This window comes from Roseibium sp. AWQ4_290 (assembly GCF_056160985.1).
Genome location: NZ_JBSWYG010000009.1, coordinates 157,613 through 184,282 on the forward strand (window position 1 = coordinate 157,613; position 26,670 = coordinate 184,282).

General features: G+C 60.1%; 18 protein-coding genes. 7 read left to right on the forward strand and 11 right to left on the reverse strand.

The window, feature by feature from the left end; translation table 11 throughout:
- The first annotated feature begins 24 nt into the window (after window positions 1-24).
- On the forward strand, window positions 25-3,546 hold the full coding sequence (locus ACXAH0_RS11220; protein ID WP_475191330.1) for a NahK/ErcS family hybrid sensor histidine kinase/response regulator: 3,522 nt from the start codon (window positions 25-27) through the stop codon (window positions 3,544-3,546).
- A 51-nt stretch (window positions 3,547-3,597) separates the two neighbouring features.
- On the opposite strand, the gene ACXAH0_RS11225 is transcribed toward ACXAH0_RS11220, so the two are convergent.
- Window positions 3,598-6,048, reverse strand: a complete 2,451-nt coding sequence (locus tag ACXAH0_RS11225) for a putative bifunctional diguanylate cyclase/phosphodiesterase (protein ID WP_475191236.1) — start codon at window positions 6,046-6,048, stop codon at window positions 3,598-3,600.
- Window positions 6,049-6,546: 498 nt separating this feature from the next.
- On the opposite strand from ACXAH0_RS11225, the gene ACXAH0_RS11230 reads away from it, so the two are divergent.
- The gene (locus ACXAH0_RS11230; protein WP_475191239.1) at window positions 6,547-7,047 is read left to right on the forward strand and encodes a GNAT family N-acetyltransferase; all 501 of its coding nucleotides are present in this window, start codon (window positions 6,547-6,549) and stop codon (window positions 7,045-7,047) included.
- A gap of 4 nt (window positions 7,048-7,051) precedes the next feature.
- Here the strand turns inward: ACXAH0_RS11230 and tnpC are convergent, their stop codons facing one another.
- The 4 genes from tnpC to ACXAH0_RS11250 all read right to left on the reverse strand — a co-directional run bounded on the left by tnpC (window position 7,052) and on the right by ACXAH0_RS11250 (window position 10,423).
- The gene (gene tnpC, locus ACXAH0_RS11235; RefSeq protein ID WP_475191243.1) at window positions 7,052-8,611 is read right to left on the reverse strand and encodes an IS66 family transposase; all 1,560 of its coding nucleotides are present in this window, start codon (window positions 8,609-8,611) and stop codon (window positions 7,052-7,054) included.
- Between the two features lie 54 nt (window positions 8,612-8,665).
- Window positions 8,666-9,019: an IS66 family insertion sequence element accessory protein TnpB gene (tnpB, locus tag ACXAH0_RS11240; protein ID WP_475191245.1), complete on the reverse strand. Its 354-nt coding sequence runs from the start codon at window positions 9,017-9,019 to the stop codon at window positions 8,666-8,668.
- Window positions 9,016-9,399, reverse strand: coding sequence for an IS66-like element accessory protein TnpA (tnpA, locus tag ACXAH0_RS11245; RefSeq protein WP_475191248.1), 384 nt, complete (start codon window positions 9,397-9,399; stop codon window positions 9,016-9,018). The genes tnpB and tnpA overlap by 4 nt, the downstream gene beginning before the upstream one ends.
- Before the next feature lie 343 nt (window positions 9,400-9,742).
- A complete protein-coding gene (locus tag ACXAH0_RS11250) occupies window positions 9,743-10,423 on the reverse strand; it encodes a response regulator (RefSeq protein ID WP_475191251.1) in 681 nt (226 codons plus the stop codon).
- A 475-nt stretch (window positions 10,424-10,898) separates the two neighbouring features.
- Between ACXAH0_RS11250 and ACXAH0_RS11255 the strand changes: the two genes are divergently transcribed.
- Window positions 10,899-11,768, forward strand: a complete 870-nt coding sequence (locus ACXAH0_RS11255) for an acyl-CoA thioesterase (protein WP_475183602.1) — start codon at window positions 10,899-10,901, stop codon at window positions 11,766-11,768.
- A gap of 186 nt (window positions 11,769-11,954) precedes the next feature.
- On the opposite strand, the gene ACXAH0_RS11260 is transcribed toward ACXAH0_RS11255, so the two are convergent.
- The 3 genes from ACXAH0_RS11260 to ACXAH0_RS11270 all read right to left on the reverse strand — a co-directional run bounded on the left by ACXAH0_RS11260 (window position 11,955) and on the right by ACXAH0_RS11270 (window position 16,749).
- Complete coding sequence (locus ACXAH0_RS11260) at window positions 11,955-12,506, reverse strand: hypothetical protein (RefSeq protein WP_475191254.1); 552 nt, start codon at window positions 12,504-12,506, stop codon at window positions 11,955-11,957.
- Window positions 12,507-12,645: 139 nt separating this feature from the next.
- A complete protein-coding gene (locus ACXAH0_RS11265; RefSeq protein WP_475191256.1) occupies window positions 12,646-14,340 on the reverse strand; it encodes a cisplatin damage response ATP-dependent DNA ligase in 1,695 nt (564 codons plus the stop codon).
- 87 nt (window positions 14,341-14,427) lie between these two features.
- On the reverse strand, window positions 14,428-16,749 hold the full coding sequence (locus ACXAH0_RS11270) for a methyl-accepting chemotaxis protein (protein ID WP_475183612.1): 2,322 nt from the start codon (window positions 16,747-16,749) through the stop codon (window positions 14,428-14,430).
- Window positions 16,750-17,053: 304 nt separating this feature from the next.
- Here ACXAH0_RS11270 and ACXAH0_RS11275 point away from each other — a divergent pair, with 304 nt between their 5' ends.
- Window positions 17,054-19,114 carry a DEAD/DEAH box helicase gene (locus ACXAH0_RS11275; RefSeq protein WP_475191260.1) on the forward strand — a complete coding sequence of 687 codons (2,061 nt, stop codon included), beginning with the start codon at window positions 17,054-17,056 and terminating at the stop codon, window positions 19,112-19,114.
- 58 nt (window positions 19,115-19,172) lie between these two features.
- Here ACXAH0_RS11275 and ACXAH0_RS11280 read toward each other — a convergent pair whose 3' ends face one another.
- Entirely contained in the window at window positions 19,173-19,616 is a 444-nt protein-coding gene (locus ACXAH0_RS11280) for a DUF4440 domain-containing protein (protein WP_475183617.1), read from the reverse strand.
- 327 nt (window positions 19,617-19,943) lie between these two features.
- Here ACXAH0_RS11280 and ACXAH0_RS11285 point away from each other — a divergent pair, with 327 nt between their 5' ends.
- A complete protein-coding gene (locus ACXAH0_RS11285) occupies window positions 19,944-20,780 on the forward strand; it encodes an FkbM family methyltransferase (RefSeq protein WP_475191264.1) in 837 nt (278 codons plus the stop codon).
- 40 nt (window positions 20,781-20,820) lie between these two features.
- Here the strand turns inward: ACXAH0_RS11285 and ACXAH0_RS11290 are convergent, their stop codons facing one another.
- Window positions 20,821-21,837 carry a ligase-associated DNA damage response exonuclease gene (locus tag ACXAH0_RS11290; RefSeq protein ID WP_475191266.1) on the reverse strand — a complete coding sequence of 339 codons (1,017 nt, stop codon included), beginning with the start codon at window positions 21,835-21,837 and terminating at the stop codon, window positions 20,821-20,823.
- Between the two features lie 194 nt (window positions 21,838-22,031).
- Here ACXAH0_RS11290 and ACXAH0_RS11295 point away from each other — a divergent pair, with 194 nt between their 5' ends.
- On the forward strand, window positions 22,032-24,539 hold the full coding sequence (locus ACXAH0_RS11295; RefSeq protein WP_475191268.1) for a ligase-associated DNA damage response DEXH box helicase: 2,508 nt from the start codon (window positions 22,032-22,034) through the stop codon (window positions 24,537-24,539).
- On the forward strand, window positions 24,536-25,273 hold the full coding sequence (gene pdeM, locus ACXAH0_RS11300; protein WP_475183633.1) for a ligase-associated DNA damage response endonuclease PdeM: 738 nt from the start codon (window positions 24,536-24,538) through the stop codon (window positions 25,271-25,273). Before ACXAH0_RS11295 ends, pdeM begins: the two co-directional genes overlap by 4 nt.
- Window positions 25,274-25,504: 231 nt before the next feature.
- Here the strand turns inward: pdeM and ACXAH0_RS11305 are convergent, their stop codons facing one another.
- On the reverse strand, window positions 25,505-26,620 hold the full coding sequence (locus tag ACXAH0_RS11305; protein WP_475191271.1) for an AI-2E family transporter: 1,116 nt from the start codon (window positions 26,618-26,620) through the stop codon (window positions 25,505-25,507).
- Window positions 26,621-26,670: the final 50 nt, after the last annotated feature.

Sequence of the window (26,670 nt, forward strand, 5' to 3'; positions counted from 1 at the left end):
GTTGGGAGGACGGTGGACGACGCCATGCTGCACGGATGGATCGTGATTCTGGCCGCCACGGCCTATATCCTGCTGCTGTTTGCGATTGCCAGCTATGGCGACCGCATGACCCGGCGCAGGTCGTCACGCGCCGGTGGCCGCCCGTTCATCTATGCCCTGTCCCTCTCCGTCTACTGCACGTCCTGGACCTTTTTCGGGTCGGTCGGCAATGCCAGCCGCAGCGGGGCCGAATTTCTGACCATCTATATCGGCCCCTTGCTGGTCTTTTTGCTCGGCTATCCGCTCCTCAGGCGCATCATCCAGATTTCAAAAACGGAAAGCATCACCTCCATCGCCGATTTTATCGGCGCCCGCTACGGCAAGAGCCAGTCGGTGGCAGCCCTGGCCACCCTGATCGCGGTGATCGGCGTGATCCCTTACATTGCCCTGCAATTGAAGGCCGTATCGCTTTCTGTCGGCACTATGGTCGGGTCGCTTATCGTGCCGGGCAACATTCTGCCGCCCGTCTTTTACGACATCACCTTGATGATCGCCCTTGGCATGGCGATTTTCAGCTGGGCCTTTGGCACCCGCCATATCGATGCGACCGAGCACCAGGAAGGGCTCATGCTGGCGATTGCGGCCGAGGCCATCGTCAAGCTGATCGCCTTTCTCGCGGTCGGCGTCTGGGTCACCTACTGGCTTTTCGACGGGCCGTTTGACCTGATCCGCGCCATTTCCGAAGCGCCGGAAGTGGCCGATGTCTTCGAGCAGCCGGTTAATGTGAGCAACTGGCTGATCCTCTCCATCCTGTCCAGCTTTGCCGTGTTGATGCTGCCGCGCCAGTTTCACGTCACGGTAACGGAAAACAATTCGGATGCGGAGCTGCGCTGCGCCACATGGCTGTTTCCGCTCTATCTGGTGCTGATCAACCTGTTCGTGATCCCGATTGCCGCCGCCGGGATGCTGCGCTTCGGACAGGACATCAATCCGGACACCTTCGTTCTGGCCCTGCCCATTGATGCAGGCCAGGACTGGCTGGCGCTGTTTGTCTTCATTGGCGGCCTGTCCGCTGCAACCGCCATGGTGATCGTGGCCACAGTTGCCCTGGCCATCATGATCTCCAACGACATTGTGGTGCCGCTGCTGCTGCGCCGCCATAGCGAGGACGAACTGGTCAACACACACGGGCGGGACATGAGCCGCCAGCTGCTGACGATCCGCCGTCTGGCGATCTTCGCCATCCTTCTGCTCGCCTATGCCTACTACAAGGCCGCCGGAGATACGGCTGCCCTTGTGTCCATTGGCCTTTTGTCCTTTGCCGCCATTGCCCAGTTCGCCCCCGCGTTTATCGGTGCGCTTGTGTGGCGGCGGGCAACCGCCGTCGGCGCGCTGGCCGGGCTGAGCGGCGGGTTTCTGCTCTGGGCCTACACCCTGCTGCTGCCCACCTTCGCCCAGTCCGGGATCATTTCCTCCGGCGTTCTGGAAACCGGCCCCTTCGGGATCAGCGCCCTGAAGCCCCAGGCACTGTTCGGCCTGAACATCGACCCGTTCATTCACGGGACCTTGTGGAGCCTGATCGTCAATATCGTGCTCTTTATCGGCTTTTCCTTCGTGCGCAAGCCTCTGCCCGCCGAGACGCTTCAGGCCAATGTGTTCGTGCCGGCTGAACTCAGCCCTTCCCCCAGCCTCAGATACTGGCGTACGTCAGTGACGGCCGGAGACCTGCAATCGACAGTCGCGCGCTATCTGGGGGAAGAGCGCACGGAACGCTCGTTCAAGCGATTTGCCAGGGAACGGGGCATTTCGCTTGATCCCACCATGCTGGCCGACGCCAACCTGTTGCGTTTTTCCGAGCAGCTTCTGGCCAGCGCCATCGGAGCCGCCTCGTCCCGGCTTGTCCTGACCTTGATGCTCAAGCGCCATGACCCGTCCACCAAGGGCGCCGTGAAGCTGCTGGATGATGCCTCCATCGCGATCCAGTACAACCGGGACCTGCTTCAAACAGCCTTGAACCAGGTGCGCCAGGGGATCGGCGTTTTTGACCGGGATCTGCGCCTGATTTGCTGGAACCGGCAGTTCCGCGACCTTCTGGGCCTGCCAGCCGAATATGGCCAGGTCGGCACCACGCTGGATGCGATCCTGCGCTTCAATGCCGAACGGGGTGAATTCGGCTATGGCGCCGTTGAGGCGATTGTCGCCGACCGGATCGAAAAACTGGTACTGATCCAGGAAACCTTCCAGGAACGGCTGAACTCAAGCGGGACCGTTTTCGAGGTCCGTATCAGCCCCATGCCCGATGGCGGTATCGTCACCACCTATACGGACATTACCGAGCGGGTGATGGCCGAAGAAGCCCTGGCACGTGCCAATGAGACCCTGGAACGGCGCGTGCGCGAACGCACGGAAGAGCTGACCCATGTGAATGAGCGCCTGGTGGAAGCGACCCGGGAGGCAGAAGAGGCCAATATCGGCAAGACACGGTTTCTGGCTGCTGCGGGCCACGACATCCTGCAGCCGCTCAATGCGGCCCGGCTCTATGCGTCGGTTCTGGTCGACAAGTTGAAGGAAGGTGACGATGGCGAGCTTGTGCGCAACGTGGAATCGGCGCTGGAATCGGTGGAAGACATTATCGGCGCCGTGCTCGACATTTCCCGCCTTGATACGGGGGCCCTGAAGCCTGAGCCCAGTGTTTTCCGTCTGGAAGAGGTGCTGCGGGGCCTGGCCCTCGATTTCCATCCCATCGCCCGCGAGAAGGGCCTGGAGCTGCGCTTCGTGCCCACTTCCGTGTCTGTCCGCTCGGACCGCAGGCTGCTGCGCCGGCTGTTGCAGAACCTCATTTCCAACGCCCTGAAATACACCCAGTACGGGCGGGTTCTTGTCGGCTGCCGGCTGCAGGGAAACAGGGTTTGCGTTGAAATTCATGACACGGGCATGGGCATTCCAACAGGCAAACAACGGGCGATCTTCCAGGAGTTTCACCGGTTGGATGACGGGATGCGGGTCGCCAAAGGGCTGGGCCTTGGCCTGTCCATCGTCGAACGGATCAGCCATGTGCTCGATCATCCGGTCCATCTGCGGTCGGAAACTGGCAAAGGATCGTGTTTTTCAGTCGATCTACCGCGCGCAGCGGCCGTGCCAAGAGCTGCGCCTGCCAAGCTGGCTCCAGCGTCCGTCGGCGCTCTGGACGGGCTCTGCGTGGTCGCCATCGACAATGAGCCGGATATCCTGAGCGGTATGCAGCATCTCCTGACAAACTGGTCCTGCACGGTTTTCACTGCGGCCGACGACCAGGAGGCCGCTGAGAAATTGCACGCGGCCGGGCTCGCCCCGGATGTCATCCTGGCGGATTATCATCTGGACAATGGCACGGGCATTGAGGCCATTGTCCGGTTGCGCTGGAAGTTCGGCAGCCACATACCGGCCATTCTGATCACCGCAGACCGGAGCCGGCCCGTGCGGTCCGAAGCCGAAGACAAGGATATCACCTTTTTCAACAAGCCTTTGAAACCAGCCGCCCTGCGCGCCCAGCTCACCCGCTGTCAGGCGGGCCAAGCGGCGGAGTAATCCCAATCTCAATTGATAGAACGTCCAGACCAGCGGCTAGAGTATCGTGCGCTAAGGAGCAGCTGCCGGGCTCGGCTCATCCCAATGTTCGGTTTCGATCTGCATGATCTTCAGGGGATTTGCGTCCGGCTTGCCGACAAAATAACCCTGCAGCGTGTCGCAGCCCAAAGACCGCAGCGCTTCTACCTGGAAATGGCGTTCCACCCCTTCCGCCGTCACCTCAATGCCCAGATTATGGGCCAGGGCAATCACGGCCGAGATGATCGCAAGACCATCACTGCGCTCGCCGATCTCGTCCACAAAGGACTTGTCGATCTTGATCTTGTCGAACTTGTAGCGGCGCAGATAGGACAGCGAGGAATAGCCGGTGCCGAAATCGTCCAGGGAAATCTTGATCCCGAGATCGCGCAGCTTTTTAAGCTTGTCCTCCGCGGCGCCCAGATCACGCAAAAAGACGGATTCCGTCACTTCCAGAACCAGGCGCTCCGGCGGAAAGCCAGTCTCCTCCAGCACGGCCGAGACATGGGACACAAGGTTCGGGTCCATGAACTGAACGGTTGACAGGTTCACCGCCACGCTGTCCAGTTCCGGGCATTGGGCTGCAGCTGTACAGGCCTTTTTCAGCACCCAGTTGCCGAGCGGCAGGATCAATCCGGCATGTTCGGCAATCGGAATGAATGTATCGGGACCAACCTCCCCCCGGGTCGGATGGTACCAGCGGATCAGAACCTCGCTTGAGACGACCCGTCCGGTTTTGGCGTTGACGATGGGCTGAAACTCGACGCTGAGCTTGCCATATTCGAAGGCCTCCCGGAGATCCGCTTCCAGTTCCCGGCGCTCGCGCACTTCCCGCTCCATGTCGGTTTCAAAGGCCAGCGCCCGGCCCCGGCCGCTTTCCTTGGCCTTGTAGAGAGCAATGTCAGCCTTACGCATCAGGTCATCAACCGTGTCGCCATCGTCCCGCAGACGGATGAAGCCGATTGTGGCGCCGATGGCGAAGTCCCGCCGGCCGATCCGGAACGGTTTCCGGGTGACATTGACCAGCTCTTCGGCAAAGACACCGGCGGCTTGATCGCTGACAAAATGGCCGAGCGCGGCAAATTCGTCCCCGCCAAAGCGGGCAAGAACCGTCCGGCCCTCACTGATTTCCGTAAAGCGCGCTGCTACTTGTTTCAGCAGTTCGTCGCCTGCCGGATGACCGCTGGTGTCGTTCACCACTTTGAAATTGTCCAGATCGATCAGAAACAGCGTCAGCGCTTTCTGACCCGTCCGCTTCTGGTCTTTCAGCAGCTTTTCAGCCTGTTTCAGGAACCAGCTCCGGTTGCCGATCCCGGTCAGGCTGTCATGTTCGGCAAGATGCGAGACCAGGGCACTGGCCTGTTGGGCTTCGGTTACATCCGACGCAACACCCCGGTAGCCGGCAAAAGAGCCATTATCATCATAAACCGGCCTGGCAGCCAGGGACCACCAATGCTCTTTCCCCTTCGCCTGCAGCCCGATGGCAATGTCGCGGAACGACTTTTGCAGCCCCACCGCTTTTTCCAGCTGCTGAACGGCCGCGCGCGCTTCTTTTGTGTCAAGCGAATGGGCCAGATCCACCATGCGCATGGACTCCAGCTCCGGTTTGCTCCGGCCGCTGGCGCTCAGGAACCGCTCCGACACATTTCGGAAGTTGCCAGCCTCATCCGTTTCCCAGATCCAGTCGCTCGACTTTTCCTCAAACTCGTTCAGAAGAAGGGCAATCAGCTCGCCGCGCTGCTCCAGTTCCGCTTCGGCCAGAAAGTGAGACGCGAACAACCAGCCTGCCGCCGTGGTGCTGCCGATCACGATAAAGGTATAGCTGGTCAGCAGGAACAGAAGCGGCCACATCATCGGCCCCTCGCCGACAATCAGCGCCACAATCGATGCGGAAAACAAGATGCCGACCCATCGGAACGCCGCCTGGGGCACGGTTGCCAGCGCAAACCCGCCCCCGCAGATCATCGCCGTTGTCACACAGGATGCGATCCAGATACCGTTGAGATCACCATGGGCGAAGGCGGCAATGGGCACCACCGCCCACAGGGCACTCAACAAGGTGGCATGCCGCACAGCTGCCGAGATCGCCCGCTGGGAGGCCAATTCGACCTTGGCCTGTTTGGTCAGGAACCACTTGATCGCCGTGATGGCCATGAGCCCCAGCACCGCACATCCCCAAATTCCAACATAGGAGGAGGGCAGAGCGAGACCCAGTACCGGGGCCACAACGATGACGTTGACCGTATTTGCCATAACCGTCAGCGGCGTGAGCCGGGCAATGGAGGAAATTTGCGCCGCCCGCACCTTGCAGGCCAGATATTGATCCACCACCGGATGCCCAAAGGCCAGCAGAAGCGAGCGCTCGGGTCGGTTACGGGACCCGCCCATGGCGTCCTCCGCCGCCGGTTTGAAGGTGGTTCCCGGAGACAGCAACGCCAAGACAATCGTTCTCAGGATCAGGTTCCAGTTGGCGCCGGGCCGCATTGTGTCTCCGCATCGGGTCTGTGCCGCTGCAGCACGTGCCACAGCTCTTTGCCCGCACATCTACGGGTATTCCCTGAACTTGAGGTAAAGAGGTCCAGGATCTGCTGCCACATTGTTCGAAAGTGTTAGGAAAATTTGATCAAATGGCCGTCAGGGTTAATTTTTCCCTTTACGGAAGATTTGGCTGAGACCCTAAAGATTATCCTGCTCTTCCAGCTTGAAAATGAATCTTGGCCAGGATGCACAAAGGGGTTTGACGGAAAAGACTGCCCGCAGTCTTTTCCGTTGGGCTGAGCTGCCTCTCGTATATTTCTTTCTCTCTGCGGGGCGGGTCTCATACCAAGCTCAATAGATAGGAACCGATCTGACGTAAGCGGTGCATCAGTCACACCTTGACCAAGATGCGTTATGCGATGACGACGGCCCACCGACACTGTCATCGAACTGTCTTTTCCCGAGAGTATGCGCTGCCCATCAACAACCATTGTGAGGCAGAACATGCTAGAAACTGAGCGTCTTCTCCTTAGGCATCCCAATGCATCGGATTGCTCAGCTTGGACTGCTTTTCTTTCTGATGCCGAAGTGACCCGGTTTATCGGTGGACCACGGGACGCCGCTGGGGCGTGGCGGAACTTGTGCCTTTTTGCCGGCGCATGGAGTGTCCAAGGATACAGCAATTTTTCTGTAATAGAGAAAGCAACTGGCCGGTGGGTAGGCAGAGCAGGAGCGTGGTTCCCTCCAGGTTGGCCCGGCAAAGAGATTGGGTGGGCATTCAAACGCGACGTGTGGGGGAAGGGATATGCCACCGAGGCGGCGACCCGGTGCCTGAATTGGGCTTTTGATGACCTTGGATGGACTGAGGTAGTGCACGTCATTCACCCTGAGAACGAAGCTTCAATTGCAGTTGCAAGAAGGATCGGTGCGGTTCTCAGCGCTTCTGAGACATACGAGAATAATCTGCTCTATGTCAGCACCAAGAAAACCATCGCGTCGAATTAAATTTCTACTCTGACAATGCCATCGCCGCAAAGTTCCATGGCATGAGCTCGTCGATCCGGCTTTTCGGATGGCCGCTTGCGATGGCTTCGAGAGTGGCCTTGAGATAGGCGAAGGGCTCGACGTTGTTGATTTTCGCGGTCTCGATGAGGGATGCGATGCGACCCCAGGTGCGGCCGCCCTCGTCATGGCCGGCGAACAATGTATTTTTCCTGTTCAATGCAATTGGCCGGATCAAATTCTCAACACTGTTGCTATCAATCTCGACACGGCGCTCGTGGAGGAAGGTCCGCAAACCATCCCAGTGACGATGGATGTAGGCAAGCTTCTCGCCGAGACGGGACTTGGCAGAGACCCGGCGGCGTTGCTCTTGCAGCCATTTCCCGAAGGCGGCGACCAGAGGCGCGGTGCGGGCCTGCCGGGCCGAGAGCCGTTGCCCGGGCGCCGTGCCGCGGATATCGGCCTCGATCCTGTAGAACTCAGCGATCCGGCGCAGGCCCTCGGCGGCGATTTCGGAGCCGTCGCGGTCGAAGACTTCCTTCAGTTTCCGCCGTGCGTGGGCCCAGCAATGTGCCACGCGGATCGGACCGCCGCCCTTGCGGGACGGGCGCGTCAGGCGGTTGTAGCCCTGGTAGCCGTCGAGTTGCAGGACCCCGTCAAAGCCACGAAGGATTTTCTCCGCGTTCTCTCCGCGGCGGTCGGGCGCATAGAAGAAGACCACGCCAGGTGGATCGTCGCCGCCCCAGGCCCGGTCGTCACGGGCCAAGGCCCATAGATATCCGGTCTTCGTCTTACCGCGGCCCGGATCCAACACCGGCGCCGTGGTCTCGTCCATGAACAGCTTGGTCGACACCTTCAGGTGCTCGGCCAGCCGGTCGACCACGGGGGCGAGGTGGAACGCGGCAGTGCCGACCCAATCCGCCAGCGTGCTCCGATGAATGTCGATGCCCGACCGGGCAAGGATCTGGCTCTGCCGGTGCAAGGGCAAATGGTCCGCGTACTTGGCAACCAGAACATGCGCAATGGCGCCTTCCGTCGGCAGACCGCCTTCGATGAGATGAGCCGGTGCCGGCACCTGCCTGACGCCGTCTGTACAGGCGCGGCAGGCGTATTTGGGGCGTACGGTGACGATCACGCGCAGCTGTGCGGGCACGATGTCCAGCCGCTCCGTGCGATCCTCGCCGATCTTGTGCATCACTCCGCAACCGCAGGGACATTGCAGGTTGTCGGGTTCGATCACACGCTCGATGCGCGGAAGGTCCTTCGGCAGGTTGCCCCGGTTGCGACGAGCCGGACGGCGGGTTTTGCCCTCGGAAGGGCGCTGCGCGTCCTGGCTTTCCTCAACTTCGGCGATGGCTGTCTCGAGGTCTTCGAAAGCCAGTTGCCGTTCGTCTTCGCTGAGCTTCTCCGACCTTTTGCCGTGAACCGCGTGGTTCAACTCGGCGACCAGGTGCTCCAGGCGCCTGTTGATCTCCTTGAGCGCATCCCTTTCGCGCAGGAGCGCGGCGACAGCATCACGCTGGTCGGCAGGGATTGCGGAAAGGTCGATGGCGACAGTGGAAGGCATGGGCCGAGAATAGCCCGGGACCTCTCCAGATGCCCGCCATTTCCGGCACCTGATTCATTCTGCCGCAGCCGGAGGCCGAGCCTCCAATGCCTTCAACTTGCGCCAGTCCAGGCCCGAGAACAGCGCCTCGAACTGGGCATGGTTCAGCGACATCATACCATCCCGAACGGCGGGCCAGGTGAAGGTCGTATCTTCCAGGCGCTTGTAAGCCATGACCAGGCCGGTGCCGTCAAAATACAGGAGTTTCAAACGATTGGCTCGCCTGGACCGGAACACAAAAACCGTGCCTGTGAACGGGTCCCTGCGCAAAACGGACTGGACCAGGGCGCTCAGCCCATCATGTCCTTTTCTGAAGTCGACCGGCTTTGTCGCCACCAAGATACGCACCCGGTTCGAGGGGAAAATCATGATCCACGCCCAAGGGCACGCACGATCCCGGCAATCCTGTCTGGGCTCACGGAAGCTTCCAGCCGGATTGTGGTTCCGCTGTGAATGATCTCCACTGCGGCCAGCGGCTTCGCATCCTCTTCAACGCACGCCGGGGTCGGCTCCAGAACGGCCGGCACAAACTCGGCTCCCGGAAGATCCGGCACCACAAGTTTGCCCTCCCGTGCCAAACGCCGCCACGACAACAGGTGATTGGGCTTCATGCCGACGCGCCGGGCGACCTCGTTCACAGTCACGCCGGGAACATAGGTTTCCGCGACAAGCTGACCCTTCACTTCATCCGGCCAGCGCCGCTTTCCCGCAGGCCCGACTAAAATCTCATATCCGCAAATAGACTCCATATGGAGCGCTCTATGGACTCCCAAACCTTCCTCCATTCCCAAATCGACAATGGGTATGGATTCCAGCATCACGACGGAAGCGAACAGGTGGGGTCCAGCCGCCGCTTACGATCTGACCGTGTTTGGGGACTGTTCGGCAAGGAGCCGGTTGCAGGGCGATATGGTTTATCGTTCAAAACCTGGGACGCAGCTGAACAGTCCTCAAACACGGCCTCGGTGGCCTGCTCCGGCCCGCCGGACTGCGTTGCGCCGCTTGAACGGCCAACCAGGCCGTCCTGCGCAACGCGCCTTGCCGGCCCCGGACCAGCGCCATCAGATGGGTTTCTATCTATTGACGTTGGTCTCAGGCACCCGCGGCCTGGCGTGCTTCCGTACCGGCTTGCCACTGCCCGGCTTCAATCTTGGAAGCGGCGATCACAGCCTGGGTCCGGCTTTCCACACCGAGCTTTTGCAGGATCGCCGACACATGCGCTTTTACGGTCGCTTCAGAGACCGACAGCTCATAAGCGATCTGTTTGTTCAAGAGCCCTTCCGAAAGCATCATCAGAACCCGGACCTGCTGCGGTGTCAGGGTTGCCAGCCGGTGGACCAGATCATCCCCGCCCTCTTCAGAGGACAAGTCGATATCCGGCGGCGTCCACATGTTGCCCGCCATGACTTCGGAAATGGCCTCGCGGATGACATCAATGCCATGAGACTTGGGGATGAAACCGGAGGCGCCGAACTCAACAGCCCGGCGGATCGCCTGCGGGTCTTCATTTGCCGAGACCACCACAACCGGCACACCGGCAAATTGCGCGCGCAGATACATGAGCCCGGAAAACCCGCGCATTCCCGGCATAGTCAGGTCCAGCAGGATCAGATCCGCTTCCCCATCCTTCTCCAGCCGGGAAGTCACATCCTCAAGGGCTCCCGCCTCCTCGATGGATGCTTCCGGGTATTGGCTCTCCAACGTCTGGCGCAGTGCGCCCCGGAACAGGGGATGGTCATCTGCGATGATAAATCGATACGAGGTCGACGACACGTTGTTTTTCCTCCCTCAACGGTCTTTCTCCCGCTTGAACGGTCAGCCGGGACCGAGCGCTGATTTTTTCTGCGCTTCCAGGTCCGTTTCTGCCTCCCTTTCGAAAGCGGCCTAGCTCTAAGTATGTTTGCATCATGGTGCGCGCGCAAGTCAAACTATGCTTTGCGGACAGATGGCTAAGCGCCGGACGCCAAAGCGCAAACCAGCCCCTCTTTCCCTAGCGAAACTTTTTACACCAATCGATTTTCTGAGTTTTAATATAAAAACCCGGCTTCTCGACACCTAAGATCGCAACCAAAAGTTTAATTCAAGACTTCCGCAGTAGCTTATTCATTTTAGTAGGTATCATTTGCAATTTTAGAAATATTTTTCCACAGACTACATTTCTCATTGATAATGCCTCAAAAGGGCGCAACTAATGAACTTAGGTGACCTCTCAATCTATAAATAAATCACTGAGAAGATGAATTTAACAATGTCCATTCATGATACTCTTTATTCATTTGTAAATCGCTGGGAATGTGATGAGAACGATCACCTGAACGTCCAGTTCTATTTCAGCCGCTTCGAGGAAGCCGACCGTCAGTTCCGGCTGATGTGCGGCCTGAGTGAAACGCTGGTGGGCGCGCGCCGGGTCCGGCATGTGCGCTATCACAAGGAATTGCGGACCGGAGATCTCATAACAGTACATTCCAGCATCGCTTTTGACGGTCCGCATATGCTGACCGTCGTCCATGAAATGCGGGACGGCAGCACAGGCGTCCTGGCTGCCACCGCTCTTGACGGCTATGAGCCGAACCCGAACTCAGCCAAATCGCTGCGTCAGCGGTTCAAGCAATTCCAGACCCCCATGATTGCCGAAGCGGCTCCGCGTGGTATCAAGTCCGGGCCGGCCGGGCAGAAAGCCGCCTTACAAGGCTTGCTTTCCCAGGGCGCTGAAGTCTGCTTCAAGGGCACTGTGCTGCCCCGGGATCTCGGGCCGGATGGCAAGGCCGATGATCTTTATGCGCTGTCCAGCTGCACAGACGGGGTCGCCCATGTGTGGCAGCGCACCCCCATGAACCATTCCTATCTTCAGGAAAATGGCTACGGCCGGGTTGCGGCAGAGATGAAGCTGACCTGGGCAACGCCGCTCAAATCCGGCGATACAGTCGTGGTGGCCACCGGATTTACAAGTGTTGGCGCGAACATCTTCACGATGCGCCATCATCTGTTTGAAAGCAGGACAGCGCGCCTGGCCGCCACCCTGGATGTGGTCGCCATGACCATGGATCTTGCCTCCCGCAAGGCCGTTCCTCTGCCGGAAGAGGCCCATAGCAGCATCTCAAAGATGCTTATTGACTAGGGCGGATTGCATTTGACCGGATTGTCTTCCGGAGCCTGAACTCAGAGATTTCAACGCAAAAGACAAAGCAGTCTGCGTCCGCATGGGCGCGGCACGCTCTTGGATCCGTCTCCTGCGGTCAGCGCCTGAAAGGCGGATCAGAAAGATCCCGCTAGCGTAAGCGGCTGGGAACTCGACCAGCTTGCGTCAGTTGTTGTCTTCAAAGTCTTTCTGAAGATCGCGCACCATTCCGAAAAACCGGCGCATTGCGCTTTCCGTGAAAGAGAGGACCTGTTCCAACTCCTCATCCTCCACGCTCTCGCCCTTGCTGCGCTCCCCCCGTTCACCGCTGCCCTGCCCTTCCGTTGTTTCGGCATCCCCCAGAGCCTTGCCAGCGTCACCGGGCTCAGCAGCACCGGCGTCCGGGTCCAGCGCCTCAAGGCGCGCCGTCAAACGGTCCACTTCGGCCGCAAGCTCGCTGATTTCGGCCTGATAGGCGTCTTCGGCCAGAGGCACCGGAGCGCAGCGCCAAGCCCCCGACTTTTCCCGGCAGACGGACACAGTGCCATTTTGCCGGTCAATGCGGAGCACATCGCCATCGGACTTCACAAGAGAATAGCGGCCAGGCTGCCCCTCCGTCACCGCCTCAGCCTCACCGGCTGAAATGGAGCTCTCGGCCCAAACCTGGCCTGCGGACATCACCCAAAAGGCTGCCAGGATGCCGAAGGGGGCCCTTAAAATCGTGCTGCGCGCGGTCATTACCTGTCTCCGGGCCTTTCTCCGGCCTCTGCTGACGGGCCCTTCGGCCCGTCCCAATCCCTGATGACAAAATCTGTGGCACATTTCCATGGCCAAAGCACGGCCAATCCGTTTTTTGATCAGACCTTCCGGGGAAAGCTCACTGCCCCTTCCCGTCTTTTGGCAACAGGCTTTCCAGTGTCTCGATCCGGTCGGCTTCTGCCGGGGGCTTGTCCCAGCGCAGACGGGAGATCCGGGGAAAGCGCATCGCCAGGCCCGACTTGTGACGACGAGAGCGGTTCAGCCCTTCGAAGGCGACTTCCAGCACAAGCCCGGTCTCCCTGCCGTGCTCAACCTCCCTCACGGGTCCAAACCGGTTGATGGTGTTGGTGCGCACAAACCGGTCGATCTCCCGCAGTTCCTCATCGGTAAAGCCAAAATAGGCTTTTCCAACCGGCACAAGCTCATCCAACTTTTGCACGTCCCCGTGCGGACCCGCCTCCTCTGGCCGACTGCGCCAGACCCCGAATGTGTAATCGGAATAAAAGGAAGACCGTTTGCCATGCCCCCTTTGGGCATACATCAGGACGGCATCAATCAAATAGGGATCCCGTTTCCACTTGAACCAAAACCCCTTTGGACGGCCGCTGACATAGGCAGATGTCCTGTGCTTCAGCATAAGCCCTTCCACCGCCCCGGCCTCCTTTTCGTCCAGAAAGGCCTGCGGGTTTGCGCGCGCATGTGCCATCTCCGCCCAGCTTGACACCGCAACCCTGGGAGACAGGCTGAGCCGCTCCTGCCCGATCTCCGCAACAAAGTCTTCCAGCCTGGCGCGCCGCGCCTCAAAGGTCAGGTTCCTGAGGTCTTCTCCCTTCAGAGACAACAGATCATAGGCCCTGATTGCTGCCGGATAGTCCTTGAGCAACTTCGCACCGGCGGTTTTCCGGTTCAGCCTCTTTTGCAAATCGGCAAAGGGCCGCACCTGCCCCCCTTTGACAACAAGCAACTCACCATCAAGGCATGCGTCGAAATCCAGGACCTCCAGAATATCCGGAAACGCCTTTGAAATATCCTCGCCCGTGCGGCTGTAGAGCCGCCGGACCTCATCCCCTTCCGGAGATTTTCCCGCTGCGGCCTGAATCCTGATGCCGTCCCATTTCCATTCCACAGCAAAGTCTTCAGCGGCCAGCAGCTCAATATCCCTTTCCTCGTCCAGGGGATGCGCCAGCATGACAGGGCGGAACGGAGCCGGATCCAGATTGACGGGCCGCCCGCTCCGGCCGTCAGCCCATGCGAAAAGCGCGTCATAAGGCGGCGTGAGCCCGTGCCAGACTTCTTCGATCTCCGCAAGCTCCAGCGCGCCCAGCCGGGCAACAGCCGCCTTGGCAAGACGAGCGGACACCCCGACCCGCAAGCCCCCGGTAACAAGCTTCAGCAAAGCCCAGCGCCCGGTCTCATCGAGCTGGTCCAGCCACACGCTCAGCTGCATCGGAACATCGGCTTTTCCAGCGCCGGACAGGGTTGTCACAACATCTGCCAAAGCCGGAGAGACTGCTGCGTTGTCTGCGCCGGGACCTGCGTTGGGAGCGGGCCATAGCAGCGCGATCGTTTCGGAGAGATCACCTACAAAGTCATAGGACAGCGCAAAAAGATGCTCATCCATGCGCTCGGCGGCCAGGGCCCGGAGCACGGCAGGTTTGGCATTGCGGAAGCTGAGACTGCCGGTCAGCGCTGCCAGGGCGTAGCCTCTGTCCGGATCCGGGACCGTCTGAAAATACCGGACCAGCAGCGCCTCCTTGCCGAGGCGGCGGGGTTCCAGAGACAACCGGTCAAGAAGGGTGGCAAAAGCATGCATTCAAGAAGAAAAGCCGGGAAAGACATGTGGGGCAAGTCTTTCCCGGCAAGGTGTGCGTCAACCGAACGGCCTCAAGGCGCGTTTCCGTCAGGCTGCTGCACGCTGCTGTCTGGTGTCAGCGGAAAATTGCAGACCAACTGTTCCGTCTTGCACCCATTTTATTTCCATGGGGGACCGGTTGCCGTCATGGTCCTCAAAGGTCACCCTTGCTCCGACAGTTGCTCCGCTGAAGGCAGCAACCGCGATGCCGCCCTCTGAACTGTTGAGCAGCTGCGCGGAAACCTCCTGGCCATTGGCAAGGGTGAATGAAACACTCTGGCCCATTTCCTGTTTCCGGCTCGCCTGGCGGCGTTCCCGAACATCGTGGGCCATTTCTTCCAGGAACCCGGCAATGCCCTTGGCCATCTCCTCGGCGACCTTCTTGACTTCGCTGGACACGGTGTCGACCGTTTCCGCTTCTCCGGCAGTTGCCTGAATGGCACGGTCCACCGTTTCTGCACTGGCCACCGCGTTGCCGGTTTCCGTTGAGGCCATGGTGATGCTCTGGGAGATCTCCTGCGTGGCAATGCTTTGCTCGCCCACCGCGGTGGTGATCGCCCCTGTGACTTCGGTGATCATCTCGATGGATCCGGAAATCTCGCGGATCGACGCCACAGCGTCGTTGGTGAGACCCTGAACCGCCGAGATCTGACTGGAAATTTCCTCCGTGGCCTTGGCGGTCTGGGTCGACAGTTCCTTGACCTCTGCCGCAACAACCGCAAAACCTTTGCCGGCCTCCCCTGCACGGGCCGCCTCGATCGTCGCATTCAGCGCAAGCAGGTTCGTCTGTTCCGCAATGGCACGGATCATTTCCACCACCGTGCCGATCTTTTCAACGGCCGCCGCAAGACTTGAGACGCTATCGTCCGTTTTCTGGGCAACGCCCGTAGCAGTCCCGATCACACCGCTGGCCCGTTCGGACTGGTTCATGATTTCATGGATCGCGGCAGACATTTCCTCTGCGGCCGCAGCCACGGTTTGGACATTGTCCGAGGAGGACGCAGAAGCATCCCGCGCCTGTGCCGCCGCGCCGGATGCCTCTTGGGAAATGGAACGGACGCGCGCGGCAATCTCGGTCATGACACCGGTTTTTTCGTGCACATCCGCCGTTACATTTTCCATCAGACCGCGAAAGCGGTTGATCAGGCCTTCCACGTGGTTCTGCCGCATGCGCTCCCGGTCCCGCTCCTTGGCCGCTTCTTCTTCAAGCTGCTGCCGCACACGGGCATTGTCCTGAAAGATGCCGCCCGCCCGCGCCAAATCGCCGATGGCGTCGCCCCGGTCCGCATGGGGTATGGTGAAGTCGACATCGCCGCAGGACACACGCACCAGGCTTTCGGTCAGCTTCGCCAAAAGCCCGTTGACGCTGCGCATCTGCCAGATGCAGACGATCAATGTCAGCACAACGACACCGAGGGTTTCTGCGATCACATAGTTAAAATGAGACTGTGCCGAAGCCGCAATTTCCTGGGCCCGGGCTTCAGCCACCTTCAACATGCCGATCGAGGCCTGCCGGATCAGGTTGAGCCGCTCCGTTGCCTTTCCGAACCAGACCGACCCGTCAATGCCCTGGCCATCCTTGGTTTCAGGCAGCGTGCGCAGGACTTTTCGCCATTCCATGACCTGATCCACGGCGGGGCCAGACACAACCGCATTGAAGTTGTCCAGCTCTTCGGGCGCGGCTACCATCTTGAAATTGTTCAAGAATGCCGTCTCAACAGACAGGCGGTCAAAATAGGCCAAGTAACGGTTATTGGGCACCTCTCCGGTCTTGGCGACAATCGCGAACAGCTGCCCGCCAATAGCCCGTTCCAAGCCGCCTGCTTCCACAGCTTCCGTGAGCAGCAGGAACGGCGTGATCTTGTCCGCATAGACCGGGTCCGCGCTGGCATTCTGGGCCGCCTGAACAATAGAGATCAACTTGCGGATCTTGCCGGAGTAGAATGCCAGGTTCGCCTTGCCGTCCAGGGTCTTCCCGTCGATCCCGCCCCGGTGGGCCCTGATCTCGTCCAGCCCGGCAGCCGTGGTCTGCACCCGCTTCAGCAGTTTCTTGTTGCTGACATCAAATGCGGCAACGGTTTTGTTCAGATCTGCAAGAGCCCTATCCGTTGCCAAGCGCTGTTTGTCCAGAAGCCCCCTCGGCTTGTCCGCATGACCGGAGGCCAGCAGAACGGCGGTGCGGCCCCGCTCTTTTTGCATTTCGTGAATGACAGCTTCGGATTTTTCCGCCACCAGCGCGATCGGATAGATTTCAGCAGCTTTGCTGTTCTCCGTATAAGCCTCATTCAGGGCAATCAGGCTGGCCACCCCATAGGCCAGCAGCGGCACGATTGCCAAAAGAGCAATCTGCATGCGTATCGATTTCAACATCGAATACTCCCCTCGCTACAACCGCTTCAAATAACGCAAAGGCAAGTTAACAAACTCATTAAACCATAGCGCGAGTACACAAAATAAATATACCTATGGTGTTTTTGCGAATACTGTTATCCAAGTATCCAAAAAACGCATTGCCACTCCTTTCAATCCTTCGTTTTTTGGATATTTTGGAAGGTGTGGACGCCGCTGGCATTTGTCTGTATAAGCCGCGCTGATATTCGCCCGGTCCAATCCGGGCCGATCCGGTAGACTGCTGATTGGCATGCAGATGATCCGGAGCAGTTGAAAGATCTCTATGACTGATTTGACGTCTCTCGCCCCGGCCCTGTCGGCCGCGCTGGCGAAGCGGGGCTATGACAGCCTCACCCCTGTTCAGGAATCCGTACTGAACGAAGCCCCCGCCGATGCGGACCTGCTTGTTTCCGCCCAGACCGGCTCCGGCAAGACCGTGGCCTTCGGCCTCGCCCTCGCCTCCACCCTGCTTGGGGAAAAGGACACGCTCGGCCGCGCCGGAGCCCCGGTCGCGCTTGCCATCGCGCCCACACGGGAACTGGCCCTGCAGGTCAAGGAAGAGCTCACCTGGCTCTATGAAGAGGCCGGAGCCGTCACCGCCTCCTGTGTCGGCGGCATGGATCCGCGCACGGAGCGCCGGCAGCTGGAGCGCGGCGCACATATTGTTGTCGGCACCCCCGGCCGGTTGCGCGACCATATCGAGCGCGGCGCCCTCGACCTGTCGGACCTGAAAGCCGTTGTTCTGGATGAAGCCGACGAAATGCTCGACATGGGATTCCGCGAGGATCTGGAATTCATTCTGGACGCAGCGCCCCAGCAGCGGCGCACCTTGATGTTCTCCGCGACGGTGCCCCGGCCGATTGCCGAACTCGCCAAGCGGTTTCAGAAAGATGCTGTGCGTCTTTCCACCATCAATGCCCGCGAACAACATGGCGATATTGATTATGTCGCCCATCCAGTTGCCCCGAACGAACGGGAAAACGCGATCATCAATGTGCTGCGCCTGCATGAGGCGGAAAAGGCGATCGTGTTCTGCTCGACCCGCGAGGCGGTCAGCCGCCTGACCTCGCGTCTGGCCAACCGGGGCTTTTCCATCGTGTCCCTGTCCGGGGAACTGAGCCAGGAACAGCGCTCAAGCGCGCTGGCCGCCATGAAAGACGGCCGCGCCCGGGTTTGTGTTGCAACCGATGTCGCCGCCCGGGGGATTGACTTGCCCAATCTGGATCTGGTCATCCATGCGGATCTGCCGACCGGCAAGGCCGCTCTTTTGCACCGCTCTGGCCGCACCGGCCGGGCCGGGCGCAAGGGCACTTGTGTGCTCATGGTGCCCTTCCCGCGCCGCCGCCAGGCAGAGCGGGTGCTGCATTTTGCCGGTATCAAGGCCACTTGGACTGGCGCCCCGACCGCAGAGGCGATCCGCGCGAAGGACAAGGAACGGTTGCTGGCCGACCCGGCCCTGTCCGTTGAGCTGGAAGAAGAAGACCGGGCGCTGGCCCTGGAGCTTCTGGCCCTGCACAGCCCGGAACAGCTGGCCGCAGCCTTTGTGAAGCTGCGCCAGTCACGCATGCCCGCACCGGAAGAGATTTCCGAACTCAATGACAGCTTCCTGAAAGGCCGCGATGCCGGAGCAAAAGGCGGCCGTAACGCGGAAATCACCGGCAAGTTTGAAGACGGTGTCTGGTTCTCGCTCTCACTTGGCCACCGCCAGCGCGCCGAGCCGCGCTGGATCCTGCCGATGATCTGCCGTGCAGGCCATGTGACGAAAAAGGAAGTCGGCGCGATCAAGATTTTCCAGAACCAGCTCTATTTCGAAATTGCCGGCAGCCACGGCGAGCGCTTTGCCGATGTCGTCAAGCGGGACGGCACCGGCGAGGACAATGTGGACATCACCCTTCTGGATGCCAGAGGCGGCAAGATACCCGCCCCGCCCAAGGAAGACGGTTTCCGCAAAGACCGCGGCCCATCCCAGAGACGGCGCCCGCGCGGCGGCGATGCGCCCGATTATGAGAGCATGGGCCGGGAAGACACGCTGCGGCCGGACCGGCCCAAGCGCGGCCCGCGCCGGGATGCGGACACCAGCAAGCCGCGCAAACGCCGCCGGTTCGAGAATGAGGAGGCGCCTCATCATCCCGCTTATGAGCCTTTGGACATAAAAGCTCTGTCCGGTGGGTCCGAGGATGGCGGCAAGCCGCCCCGCAAGCCCAGGGCCGCGTCGGCCGACGGCGACGAGACAGGCCGCGCGCCCAAGGCCCGGCACGGCGCCAAACCGGCGAAACCGAAAAAGAAGGCCGCAAAGAAAAACAAACCCTCACGCGCCGAACGCAAGGCCTCGAAATCCAAATAAGACAAAGCCGGTTGCCCCAGGCAACCGGCTTTTCCAATTGTTGCATCCGACCTACCGGCTACTCATTGATCACGCAGGCAATCATCCAGTCGGCGCCGTCCTGTACCAGCTGATAATGGCAGGTGAATTCAAACACCGCCTCGCCATCCGCATCTTCCTGGGACCATTCGAGCGTCACCAGCGCGGCGGAACCGCTGACATGGCTTGAGACCACCTGGAAATCGGAATGGGCCACCCCTTCCTTTTCCAGCGCTTTCAGCAGCGCTTCAATGTTTTCGATCAGCTCCTCGTCGTCGGCAAAGACATGGCCCTTTTCATGCTGCCAAATCACCGCAGGCAGCGCGAAGCAATCGCAAATGCGCTCGATGTCATAGTCGTTGAAACCGGCCTGATAGTCGTCAAAGAGCTGCGCAATCGCCTCTTCCGCATCCCCGTTTGCACCAGCGCCCGCCCCGTTGGCATGGCCATTTCCGGCCCGTTCAAAATCACCGTCACCCGCCATGACTGCCTCCTTGCAGGATGAAAGCCCGCAGCACAATATGCCTCAGCTTCAGCTGTCAGCACACCGCCGCCATCCTCTCCGTTGTCATGGCCTATCATATTGAACGAACGGGTCTTTCGTCCATTTAATTCGCAACGATGCATACTTCGCAGCTGCGGCTAGAATGCGTTCAGGAAGAAAAAACATACTCAGAAGAGATATTATCTGCTACGTGCCGGTGAGGGAGCTTTGATAGCATCGTTTCTCTAGACGCACGCGCTACGCTTCGATATCCCGCCGCTGGATTGTTTTATCATTTGATGAACGGGTCGCCTCACGATACAAGAGATGACGATATTTGTTCAAGGAAAAAAAATGGGCTTACGCAAGACTATCGCCAAGTTCCTATACGAAGAAAAGCGCCCAAGATCCAGAGTTAGCGAACGAGATGATCTTGTAGAATTTATAGAACTCCTTAAACCAAGACCAATTTCACTTAATCTTGTACGAATCGGAGGAGTAGGAGATGGTGGATATCTCGTACCCGATGATCTGGAAGGAGTCGGATACTGCTTTTCACCCGGGGTCTCGACAGTATCGAGCTTCGAAGAAGAACTGGCGAATAAGTATTCCATCAGGTCATTTCTGGCGGATGCCAGCATCGAAAATCCTCCGATCTTCAACAAATTCTTTTCTTTTGAAAAAAAGTTTTTAGGAAGCCGCGATGAAGGCGATTACATCCGCCTAGAAAGCTGGGTTTCTTCTAAGGAAAAGCAGATTTCTAACTGCGATCTTTTGCTGCAGATGGATATCGAAGGTTACGAGTACGATGTCCTGGTCGACACATCCAGTGAAACCTTGAGGCGTTTCAGGGTGATGATCATCGAGTTCCACACTTTGCAGATGCTTTTCGAAAGCTATGCGCTGCGTCTCCTGAAGCCGCTGATCGAGAAGATTGTGCGCGATTTCACCGTTGTCCACATCCACCCGAACAATTGTAAAGGATTGGTGGAAAGGAACGGAATCTACGTTCCCAAGGTCATGGAGGTGACCTTTCTGCGCAAAGACAGAGTGCCCGCCTCGGGCAATTTGAGAGAGCTTGTTTTCCCCCACCCCCTCGATGCGAAGAACATCCCATCCAAGCCGGACGTAGTGCTTCCGGACCTCTGGTGGAAAGAAACTTAAACAACACATCGCCGCAAAGCTGCCACACCACACGTTACACCTAAAACACATGTGCCGTTTCGACATCCTCGCCGTCATCATAGCCTATCATATTGAGCGGGCGGGCCTTTCGTCCATTGTTTTCGCACCAGTAGACCAGCGCCTCTTCTGCTCCATGCGTCACCCAGATCTGCTCTGCCCCCGTTTCCAGGACCGTCCGGCACAGGCCGTCCCAATCGGCGTGGTCTGACAGGATCAGCGGCAGCTCCGCGCCGCGCTGGCGGGCCCGGGCCCTGACCCGCATCCAGCCGGAGGCCATGGCGGTCACCGGGTCGGCGAACCGGCGCGACCAGCGGTCAGCCAGCTGGCCGGGTGGACACAGAACAATCTGCCCCTGCAGCTCTTTGCCCCTGCGGCCCACCGGTTCCAGCGGCTCCAGAGCAATCCCCTGGCTCTGGTAATAGGCGGTGAGTTTTTCCAGCGCGCCATGCACGTAGACCGTCTTGTCATAACCTGCGGCCCGCAGCTCCGCGAGAACCCGCTGGGCCTTGCCCAGCGCATAGGCGCCCACAAGATGGGTCTGGTCCGGAAAGAGATCGAGCGAGGCCAGCAATTTTGCGATTTCTTGAGCGGCAGGCGGATGACGGAACACCGGCAGGCCAAAGGTGGCCTCCGTGACGAAGGTATCGCAGGGCACAAGTTCAAACGGCGCGCAGGTCGGGTCGGCCTGCCGCTTGTAGTCGCCGGAGACCACCACCCGCTGGCCGCCAACCTGCAGCAACACCTGTGCCGAGCCCAGGACATGCCCGGCGGGATGGAGCGAAACGACGGCCTCCCCAAGACGCAGCGTCTCACCATAGGCCAGCGTCTGCGCCGTCCCGCAGAACGTGTCCCCATAGCGGATCGCCATGATCTCGAGGGTCTGCCGCGTCGCCAGCACCGCCCCATGCCCGGCCCGCGCATGATCGGCATGGCCATGGGTGATAATCGCCCGGTCCACCGGGCAGACCGGATCGATATAGGCCCTGGCCTGAGGCACATAAAGGCCTTCCGGCGTAACCGTCAGAGGGTCGCGCATGGTTTCCGGTCCTGTCATGCCCGCTGAACGGGGCACGGATTATCACGTTTGATCTTCAGCATCCGCCCTGTGCCTGTCAGCCTTGAGACATCCAATTTGGCTAATCCCTTCAAGTGAGACTTTGAACAGAAAGGGAACATTTTCAACCCGCCCCCTCGCCTTTTAAATCTGTGTGACCTAATAGATAGGGCATCATGGACGCTCCGCTGCTCCCCAATCGGTTTCACTCCTGGTTTGCCTCACGGGGCTGGTCGCCGCGGCCGCACCAGTTGGAGCTGATTGCCAAGCGGGACCAGGGCCGCTCCACTTTGCTGATCGCCCCCACCGGGGCCGGCAAGACCCTTGCCGGCTTTCTGCCCAGCCTGGTGGATCTGGAGCGGCGGGGCAAACGCCTCCCGGGCGCAGCCGGGTCCGGCGGCCTGCACACGCTATATGTCTCACCCCTGAAGGCTCTTGCGGTTGACATTGCCCGCAACCTGGAAGCCCCCGTTGCGGAAATGGGCCTGCCCATCCGCCTGGAAACCCGCACGGGCGACACTCCGGCGCACAAACGCCAGCGCCAGAAACGGACCCCGCCGGACATTCTGCTAACGACACCGGAACAAATCGCCCTGCTTTTGTCCGATCCGGCCAGCGAAGCCCTGTTTGCCTCGCTGAAGACAGTCATTCTGGACGAACTGCATGCGCTGGTGACCTCCAAGCGGGGGGACCTTCTGGCGCTCGGGCTGGCGCGGCTGCGCCGCCTTTCCCCAGACCTGCAAACGATTGGCCTGTCGGCAACCGTCGCCAGACCGGACGATCTGCGGGCCTATCTGGTCGGCCAGCCCAGCTCTGGGGCCCGCGCCCTGTCTGATCTGGTGGAGGTCTCCGGCGGGGCCCAGCCCGATATTTCCATTCTGGCCTCCGACGAACGGCTGCCCTGGTCCGGCCACTCCTCCCGCTATGCGATTGGCGACATTTACAGGCAAATCCGACAGCACAAGGTCTCGTTGCTTTTCGTGAACACCCGAAGCCAGGCGGAAATGGTGTTTCAGGAACTCTGGCGCCTCAACGAGGACACTCTGCCCATCGCGCTGCATCATGGCTCGCTGGATGTGGGCCAGCGGCGCAAGGTGGAGGCGGCGATGGCCGCAGGCAGCCTGCGGGCGGTGGTTGCCACGTCCTCACTCGATATGGGCATCGACTGGGGCGACATTGACCTTGTGATCAATATCGGAGCGCCAAAGGGGGCCAGCCGCCTGGCCCAGCGGATCGGGCGCGCCAACCACCGGATGGATGAACCGTCCAAGGCCGTGCTAGTGCCCTCCAACCGGTTTGAGGTTCTGGAATGCCAGGCTGCGCTTGCGGCCTCGCAGCGGGGCGATCAGGACACGCCGCCCTTGCGCACCGGGGCCCTGGACGTTTTGGCCCAGCATGTTCTGGGCCTTGCCTGTGCCGGCGCCCTGGATCTGGGCGCCCTCTATGAGGAGCTGCGGTCCTGCGAGATCTACCGGGCGCTGGACCGGGAGACCTTTGCAAAGGTTGTCGACTTTGTCGCGACCGGTGGCTATGCGCTGAAGAGCTACGACCAATATGCCAAGCTGCGCGAGGGCAAGGACGGGCTCTGGCGCATTGCCCATCCCAGGATCGCCCAGCAGTACCGGCTGAATGTGGGCACCATCGTGGAAGCGCCGATGCTCAAGGTCCGGCTGATCCGGTCAAAGGCGGAAGGCCGCCGGGCGCCGGTTGGCCGGGGTGGCCGGGTTCTGGGGGAGATCGAGGAATATTTCATCGAGCAGATGGCACCGGGCGACACGTTCCTGTTTGGTGGAGAAGTGCTGCGGTTCGAGGCAATCCGGGAGAACGAAGCTTATGTTTCCCGCGCCAAATCCGACAGCCCGATGATCCCGTCCTATATGGGTGGCAAGTTTCCCTTATCGACCTATCTGGCTGAAGGCGTGCGCGCCATGCTGGCAACACCTTCCAGCTGGCAGCACCTGCCGGACCAGGTCCGGGACTGGCTGTCCCTCCAAAAGGACAAATCCGTTCTGCCCGCCCGCGATGGTCTTCTGGTGGAAACTTTTCCCCGCGCCAACAAGCACTACATGGTCTGCTATCCCTTTGAGGGTCGGCTTGCCCATCAGACCCTCGGCATGCTGCTGACCAAACGGCTGGAACGCCTGGGAGCCCGGCCCATGGGTTTTGTCGCCAATGACTATGCCCTGTCGATCTGGGGCCTGGGGGACCTGTCGCTGCTGTTTTCTTCGGGCAAGATACCTCCCGAAACGCTGTTTGAGCAGGACATTCTCGGCGACGATCTGGAGGCCTGGCTGGCCGAGTCCAGTCTCATGAAACGCACGTTCCGCACCTGTGCGGTGATTGCAGGACTGATTGAGCGGCGCCATCCGGGCCAGGAAAAGACCGGCCGTCAGGTCACGGTCTCCTCCGACCTGATCTATGATGTCCTGCGCACCCATGAGCCGGACCATATCCTGCTCAAGGCCACCTGGAATGATGCGGCTGAAGGACTTTTGGATATCTCGCGTTTGGGAGAACTTCTTGCGCGCATTGAGGGCCGAATCACTCATACTGCCCTCTCGCGTGTATCTCCGCTTGCCGTGCCTATCCTTCTGGAAATAGGGAAGGAACCGGTTTATGGCGAGGCGATGGACACCCTTTTGGAAGACGCAGCGGAAGAACTGGTTCTGGAGGCCATGGAATGAGTGTTCTGACATCTCACTTGCGCAAATTTGCAGCCGCGCCTGTGTGTCACGACATTCAGATCAACGGCCAGCTGGTTGGTCTGCATGACAGCGGCGTGCTGTGGTGGCCGGACGAATCCCTCCTGGTTGTGGCCGATCTTCATCTGGAAAAAGGTTCCAGCTATGCCCGCCGCGGCGTGATGCTGCCGCCCTATGACACCGGGGCAACGCTGGAAAAGCTCGCCGGTGTGATCGACGCCTTTGATCCGGCCTGTGTTATCTGCCTTGGCGACAGCTTTCATGACGCCGATGGCTCCGACCGGCTGCCTGCCCCCTACCGGGCCATGCTGACCACGCTGCAGCTCGGCCGGGAATGGGTGTGGGTAACGGGCAACCATGATCCGGTGGCACCGGTGCGCCTGTGCGGTCAGACCGTGGATGAAATTGCCATCGGCCCGCTGAAATTCCGCCATGAGCCAATCGAGAAGATCGGCCTTGAAACAACAGCGGGAGAGATCTGCGGCCATCTGCACCCAGCCGCCCGTATCCGCCGCTTCGGCCGGTCGATCCGCCGCGCCTGTTTCGTGACCGACGGCTCCCGGCTCGTGCTGCCCGCCTTCGGCGCCCTGACCGGCGGGCTCAATGTCACCGACCGGGCCTACACCATGATTTTCCGGCAGCGGCAATTTTCCGTCTTCATGCTCGGCAATGACCGGCTTTACCCCTTCACGGCCAGCCGGGTGGTCGCGGACTGAGGGAACTGGCCTGCCCTTAAAAAACCGCCCCTTGCCCGAAGCTGCGCTTCGGCTTCTCCCTGAGGAAGAGGTGAATGCGTCCGGGACATCAGCTTTTGGCACTTGACCGGACTGCCAAGGGGACCCGGATTCCCTTAGCCTTTCCGGATGCACCCTTTCCCCTCCCCCTTTGGAAAAGGGTTAGGGTATGGGAACAAACACCGGGCTGCACGAAATCCGGCAGATGAATGCTCACGCCTCTTCGCCCACTTTCACCCAGGCGATCACCAGTTCATAGAAGACCGAGAGCACGACCGGGCCAAGAAAAAGGCCCAGAAGTCCATGGGCAAGGGTGCCGCCAAGGACGCCGATCAGGATGATCAGCATGGGCACATCCAGTCCCCGGGACATCAGGATCGGGCGTAGAACATTGTCAACCAGCATAACGGGCACCATGAGCACGGTGAAGAGCAGCGCGGGCATCATGTCCCAGGCGCTCCAGGCCCAAAGAATTGTCGGCAGGATGATCAGCGCCGGGCCGATCTGAACAATGCACAAGATCAGCGCGGCAAAGGTGAGCGCCCCTGCCAGCGGCACGGAAAATGCGATCAGCACAAAGCCGGTCAACAGCCCCTGGATCACCGCGACACCGATCACCCCGCGCGAAACGTTGCGGATCGTGGCCCCGGCCAGATCCACGAATTCCGCCCCGCGCGGAGCGATGATCCGGTCGGCAAACCGTTTGGCCCCCTTGGCAAGGCCCGGCCCCGGAACAAAGAGACAGCCAGCGAGCACGATTGACACCACAAAGAACAGAACACTGCCGCTGAGCGAAGCCAGTAGGGACAGAGCCCGGCTGCCTGCCGGAACCAGCATCGGCCCAACCTTGGTGGCAAAAAGCTCCAGACTGCGGCCGGCAAGCTCCCACAGCTCGGCAATACGCCCGCCCACAAGAGGCAAGGCGGCGATTTTCTCCGGCAGCTGCGGCAGCGCCAGCCCCTCCCCGGCCAGCCCGTCACCGGCCAAGACCTGAAACCAGCCCTGCAAGGTCTCCGCCAGGCTGACGACCAGAACGGCGACAGGCCCAATGATGATGCCCAGGCAGATGAGCGTGATGGCCGTTGCAGCCAGCCCTTTGCGTCCACCGAGCTTTTTCCCGAGCCAGTCATAAGCCGGGTAAAGCGCTACGGTCAGCACAACGGCCCAAAGCAGAAAAAGGAAAAAAGGCGCGACGAGCTGAAGGGAAAAATAGGCAAACAGGCCCAGCACCCCGAGGCGCACGGCCAGATCGATCACCCTGGCATCCAGCGAGCCACCTTTGTCTGCATCCCCACCTGCCTTTTGTCCGGAAAGATCCTCATCCGTCATGTGCCCACCCCTCGCAATGTCAAAAACTATCGTAAGGGCAGAATAGCTTG